6 protein-coding genes are annotated in these 5705 nt (G+C 56.6%); 4 read left to right on the top strand and 2 right to left on the bottom strand.

All coding sequences use genetic code 11. From position 1 onward, the window contains the following. Positions 1 to 89: 89 nt before the first annotated feature. From ACLL9E_RS00175 to ribA, 3 genes are all read left to right on the top strand, one after another. Complete coding sequence (locus ACLL9E_RS00175; protein ID WP_411289725.1) at positions 90 to 713, top strand: LolA family protein; 624 nt, start codon at positions 90 to 92, stop codon at positions 711 to 713. Between the two features lie 284 nt (positions 714 to 997). Then, positions 998 to 1804 carry an exodeoxyribonuclease III gene (gene xth / locus ACLL9E_RS00170; RefSeq protein WP_411289724.1) on the top strand — a complete coding sequence of 269 codons (807 nt, stop codon included), beginning with the start codon at positions 998 to 1000 and terminating at the stop codon, positions 1802 to 1804. Next, positions 1801 to 2865 (top strand): GTP cyclohydrolase II, encoded by a 1065-nt coding sequence (gene ribA, locus ACLL9E_RS00165; protein WP_411289723.1) that lies wholly within the window; start codon positions 1801 to 1803, stop codon positions 2863 to 2865. The genes xth and ribA overlap by 4 nt, the downstream gene beginning before the upstream one ends. 36 nt (positions 2866 to 2901) lie before the next feature. On the opposite strand, the gene ACLL9E_RS00160 is transcribed toward ribA, so the two are convergent. Both ACLL9E_RS00160 and msrB read right to left on the bottom strand, forming a co-directional pair. Then, complete coding sequence (locus ACLL9E_RS00160; RefSeq protein ID WP_411289722.1) at positions 2902 to 4953, bottom strand: transglycosylase domain-containing protein; 2052 nt, start codon at positions 4951 to 4953, stop codon at positions 2902 to 2904. A 40-nt stretch (positions 4954 to 4993) separates the two neighbouring features. After that, positions 4994 to 5389, bottom strand: a complete 396-nt coding sequence (msrB, locus tag ACLL9E_RS00155) for a peptide-methionine (R)-S-oxide reductase MsrB (protein WP_411289721.1) — start codon at positions 5387 to 5389, stop codon at positions 4994 to 4996. A 104-nt stretch (positions 5390 to 5493) separates the two neighbouring features. On the opposite strand from msrB, the gene ACLL9E_RS00150 reads away from it, so the two are divergent. Next, positions 5494 to 5705 (top strand): hypothetical protein (locus ACLL9E_RS00150; protein WP_411289720.1); only part of this gene is annotated, 212 nt, incomplete at its 3' end.

Genomic DNA, 5705 nt, shown 5'->3' with positions numbered 1-5705 from the left:
CGCGACCGGAACGGCGATCCCATTTAGGCGTTAAGACGGGGTTCAAGGCTGCACTCATAGGGCTGGCCTCATTCTTCCAAGGAAACATGATGACATATCTCAAATACGCCCTGATGTTTGCGCCTGTTGCGCTGGTGGCAACGGCGCCCACAACAGCACAGTCTTCATCCGAACGCTTGGCGCGCGTCGTTGCGCATATGAAAGCCGTCGGCACGATGTCTGCCGATTTCACCCAAACGGACCGGAACGGCCAAACGCTGACAGGCAAGCTGTTGCTTAAGCGGCCCGGTCAGGTGCGGTTTGAATATCAGAAAGACGTGCCGCTGCTGATTGTGGCCGATGGTCGCGCGCTGACCATGGTGGATTATGAAGTGAAGCAGGTTCAGCGCTGGCCCATCCGGAACAGTCCATTGGCTGCATTGCTTGACCCGGGTCAGGACTTGGCACGCTTTGGCAAGGTTGTCCCGTCCTCCACAAATGACGTCATTAGCGTCGAAGTCCGCGATGCCAAACGTCCCGAATTTGGCACGATCACCATGATATTTGTCAACAAGCCGGGGGCACCCGGCGGCCTGACGCTGAATGGCTGGGTCGCATTGGACTCCAAAAACAACCGGACGAGCCTTCGACTCAGTAACATCAGCTATAACGGCACAATCGGTAAAAACGCCTTTACGTGGAAAGACCCGCGCCCAGTTCGCAGAAAATCGTAAATCAGTCGATGAACTGATGCTGACTGCCGACAAACCGCTGAGCCTATACCTTTTGTTCATCTCGCTGACAGGAAAGTCGTAGTATTAAAACTGCATCAACGGTTGAGAGTTCGTGTGGTTTTCCCCCTGTTGCCCACGACGTTAAATCGCCGCTGATACCGCGTGACGAACGCAAGCTTAGCCCTCATCCCAAATGCCCCCGGGATGAGGGCTTTGCTTTTTTGGGGCCCCCGCCACTTCATCGGCTTGCCCCAAGCGCTTCAGCCATCTAGGGCGGACATTCTATGTCCCAGACCATCCGTATCGCTTCGTGGAATATCAACTCGGTCCGCGCCCGCATCGACATCGTCGAACGGTATTTAAAGGAGGAAGCGCCGGACGTTTTATGTCTGCAGGAAACCAAGGTAATCGACAGCCTGTTTCCCGAGGGGCTGTTTCGGCAACTGGGCTATCGCCATTTCATCATCAATGGACAACCCATGCACCACGGCGTGGCCATTGTGAGCAAAATACCCCTCATTAACCGCCGGGTCGAAGACTGGCAGGCCAATGGCGAGGCCCGCCATATTGGGGCGGAGCTTAATATCGATGCGGCGAAGGGCGTTCGCATCGACAATGTTTATATTCCCGCTGGTGGCGAAGTGCCCGACAGCGAGGTCAATTCGAAATTCGGTCAGAAATTAAGCTTTTTAAAGCGGATGGCCGAGTGGTCACAGACGGTGACGCAGCCAACCATATTGATGGGTGATTTTAACGTTGCGCCGCTTGAACAGGATGTCTGGAGCCACAAGCAGCTTGTCAATGTTGTCAGCCATACGCGCATTGAATGCGCGCATCTGGCCGAGATTCAAAAGGCTGCCGACTGGGTGGATGTTGCGCGGCATTTTGTCGATCCGTCAAAAAAGCTTTATACGTGGTGGAGCTACCGCGCGCAGGATTGGGAAACCTCCGACCGGGGCCGAAGGCTTGACCATATGTGGGTGACGCCCGACCTGATGGAGAAGGCAAAGTCGCACGTCGTTCATAAGCATGTGCGGGGGTGGGGTAAGCCATCGGACCATGCGCCGATTGTGACGGAATTCGCTTTTTGAGCGGCGCTGATATCGCGTCGGGGAACTCGCGCCGCGCCGCCGTGGCGATCGACGCACTTCGCCGTGGCTGGCCCGTCACCCTGACGCATATGGACAGTGTGTTGACCGTGTTGGCAATAGAAACCGCTCAAGACATATCTGGCGCGCAAGCGATATTGCTCTCCGCAAGCCGCGCTGCGACACTTAAACTGACCAACCAGCGTGCGGCAGCTGACACTGCCCTGCCGGTGATGATCAAGACGCCGTCCGATTTGGACCTGACGCTGGCTTTGGCGTTGGCTGACCCAAGTCTTGACCTTTTATACCCGATGAAAGGTCCTTTTGCGGCGCAAGCACTTGGTGACGGACCATCTGCGTCGGCAGCCATCGAGCTTGCGCGACTTGCCGGACTGCTTCCGGCGTTTCTGGTTCTGGACGGTGTCGGCGACGCGCCTGTGCTTTTAAGCCCGCAAGATGTCGCCGCGTTTGACGATAATGGGGCGTTGCGTATTGCTGCGCGCGCCCGGCTACCCGTTGCCGCAAATGCCGATGCCGAAATCGTGGCGTTCCGGACGGCGGTTGATGCGTCCGATCATGTTGCTTTGCTCATCGGCAAGCGCGATTCGTCGCCGCCTGTTGTCCGGCTACACAGCGAGTGCCTGACGGGCGATGTCCTAGGCAGTCTGAAATGCGATTGTGGCCCCCAATTGCACGAGGCACTTCGTCAGATATCCGACGCAAGCTGGGGGATATTATTATATCTGCGGCAGGAAGGGCGCGGCATTGGCTTGATTAACAAGCTGCGTGCCTATGCGCTTCAGGATCAGGGTTTCGACACCGTCGATGCCAATACGCGCTTGGGCTTTGCAATCGACGCGCGCGACTTTTCGGTTGCAGCGCGCATGCTTGAATTGCTCGGGGTCAAACAGGTACGACTTTTGACCAACAATCCGGAGAAAGTGCGCGGGCTGCAAAGCGCCGATATTATAGTCGAAGAGCGCTTACCGCTCAAAATTGCTGAAAATCCGCACAACGCCGATTATCTTGCAACAAAGAAAAGCCGGACCGGTCACGCGCTGTAGGCGCATGCTTCAGGATGCCCGCTGTCACTCGAACTGTCAGCCGAACGGACGCGGTAGCGCGCGGGGGTCTTCCTCCTCGGGTGCCGGCCTTGGCTCACGCCGCCCTCCAATTGCGCGTTCGATAAATGCTTCATCAAGCGGCTCCGGCTCAGTGGTCGGAACCAGCCCCGGGTCTTCCATGACAGGATCGCCCTCAATGGGCATGCCAAATTCATCGACCAGCGGCACTTCTTCTTGCTCGCCCAGCAAAGGCTCCTCACCCTCAAGCCGCTCGGGAAAGGTGACTTCAGTCGCAAATTTCTCGACGGGGCGGTTGGCCACCGCAATCCGCATATAGGCTGCCCACGCCTGTGCCGGGGCCCGCCCGCCTTCAAGACCACCAATCGCACGGGCATCGTCACGGCCCATCCATACACCCGTTGTCAGGCCGCTCGAAAAGCCAAGAAACCAACCATCTTTGTTGCTTGAGGTTGTTCCGGTCTTGCCTGCAACTGGCCGACCGATATTGGCAGCACGGCCAGTACCGGTTGCAACAGCGGTCTGCATCAAATCGGTCATTGCACCTGCCACCCAATCATCGACAAGCTGGACCGAACTTGACGGTCTGGCCGCATAAAGCAACTCGCCATCAATCGTGGTCACCTTGATGATGCCATAAGGCGTCACATTTCGTCCCTTCGCCGCAACCGCAGCAAAGGCTTGAGTCATGTCAATGACGCGCGCTTCTGACGTGCCGAGCACCATGGAGGGCAGCGTGTTAATCGGCGTAGTTATCCCAAATCGGCGTGCCATATTTGCGATGCTGCTGGTGCCCACTTCCTGTCCGAGCTGCGCGGCTACGGTATTTTTTGAATAGGCAAACGCTGTTCTTAACGAAATGGAACCTGCATAATTGCCGCCGCTGTTCTTTGGCTGCCATCCCTCGATTTCAACGGGCTTATCTTCGACCATGTCTTCTGGACGAAAGCCCGCCTCCAGAGCGGTCAGATACACGAATAATTTCCACGCAGAGCCGGGTTGCCGGACAGCGGTAACTGCGCGGTTATAATTGCTGGACACATAATCGGTTCCGCCGACCATAGCCTTGACGGCGCCATCGCGGTCGATCGACACCAATGCGCCTTGTGCCCCGCGCGGAACATTCGCCGCAATTGCGGCAGTCGCTGCACGCTGCATCTTCAGGTCAAGCGTTGTCCATACATCAATCGGCTTTTCGGTTTCATCCATCAGGCCGTCCAATTGCGGCAAAATCCAATCCGTAAAGTAACGCACACTGTTCTGTGGCGATTCAGCCGCCAGCCTTACTTCGGCAGGCTCCACGCTCGCGGCCTGCGCGGCGGTAATCATGCCTGCATCCTGCATGACCTCAACCACCACACCCGCGCGGTCGCGCGCTGCCTGTGCGTCGGCTGTAGGCGAATAACGCGAGGGCGCTTTGACCATTCCTGCAATAATAGCCGCTTCGGCCAGGCTGAGCGTTTCGGCGCCATGATCAAAAAACCGTCGGCTTGCTGCATCCACGCCATAAGCGCCGCCACCGAAATAGACCTTGTTCAAATATAGCTCGAGGATCTGTTCTTTGGAAAATTTGGTTTCCATGGCCAGCGCAAGAACTATCTCGCGCATTTTGCGGCCGAATTCCTTGTTGTTATTCAGATAAATGTTGCGCGCCAGCTGCTGGGTTATAGTTGACCCGCCTTGAGTCCAGCGCCCTTCAATAGCCCGCACGTAAAATGAGCGGGTAATGCCAATCGGGTCAACGCCGGGATGCAGATAATAACGGCGGTCTTCCACCGCGACCATTGCGTCCGTCATTTCGGACGGCAATTGGTTGACCGTTAGCCAGCGTCCAAAGCTTGGGCCAAGCGACTGGATGACCGTGCCATCGGCCGCGCGCACGCGGATCATCTGGCCATTGGGGGATGCTTTTAAATCTTCAAAACTGTCAATTTCTCCGCGGGCAATGGCGACAAATATCCCCAACACCATGACGGACAGGAAACCCCCGATAACGACGGTTTTGACGATACGTAAAAACCACGTTCCCATTGGGCTACGTTCTTTCGAAGTCTTGCGCGCGCGTACCATGACCGGGTGTTAATCGGTCGTGGACTCGCCGACAAGCAGCTTATTGTTCGGGATCGAATGCAAGCGCGGCGCTGTTGATGCAGTATCGCAGGCCAGTAGGCCCTGGACCATCAGGGAACACATGCCCCAAATGCCCTTCACAAGCGGCGCAACGTACCTCAGTGCGGACCATGCCGTGCGAGACGTCCTGATGCTCTTCGACCACTTCGCCATCGGCGGGCGCAGTAAAGCTCGGCCAGCCTGACCCGCTGTCAAATTTGGTGTCCGAGGCGAACAGAGCCGTTCCGCATCCTGCACATAAAAATGCCCCCTCGCGCTTTTCATCGGTCAACTCGCCCGCAAATGCGCGCTCCGTTCCTGCCTCACGCAGGACATGATATTGAACGGTGCCCAATTCGGCGCGCCATTCGGCGTCGGTTTTGATAATCTTTTTCATTACAAATATCCTTTTGGAAAAGCTGATGTGGGGTCAATGGCAAGACGGTTCAAGAACTATCCTTAACAGATATTTTACTATGATCGGGCTAGATTTGGCAGGCTATGACAGGACCGGGTCATAAGCTACGCGCTGTGGGAGCGTTGGGGCTATTGCCGTTGCTGCTTGCTGCGGGCGAAGACACGTGCCTGTTGTGTTCGTCCAACGGCACGCAAATCGCTGCGGTGTCCGAGCGCAGCGATCTGCCGTTGACCATCGAAATAACCGCCAAGCTGGATTTTAGCCGAGCGGCTCTGCCTGCATCGGGCGGCGGCCA

The organism is Sphingorhabdus sp. (assembly GCF_046596595.1).
Lineage (GTDB): Bacteria > Pseudomonadota > Alphaproteobacteria > Sphingomonadales > Sphingomonadaceae > Sphingorhabdus_B.
The sequence above is the reverse complement of the archived record's forward strand: the minus strand, read 5'-3'. Positions and strand labels throughout refer to the sequence as shown.

Bases quoted from the DNA above. Each gene is read 5' to 3' on its own strand.
- xth (WP_411289724.1), top strand. From the start codon at position 998: ATGTCCCAGACCATCCGTATCGCTTCGTGGAATATCAACTCGGTCCGC.
- ACLL9E_RS00160 (WP_411289722.1), bottom strand. From the start codon at position 4,953: ATGGTACGCGCGCGCAAGACTTCGAAAGAACGTAGCCCAATGGGAACG.
- ACLL9E_RS00175 (WP_411289725.1), top strand. From the start codon at position 90: ATGACATATCTCAAATACGCCCTGATGTTTGCGCCTGTTGCGCTGGTG.
- msrB (WP_411289721.1), bottom strand. From the start codon at position 5,389: ATGAAAAAGATTATCAAAACCGACGCCGAATGGCGCGCCGAATTGGGC.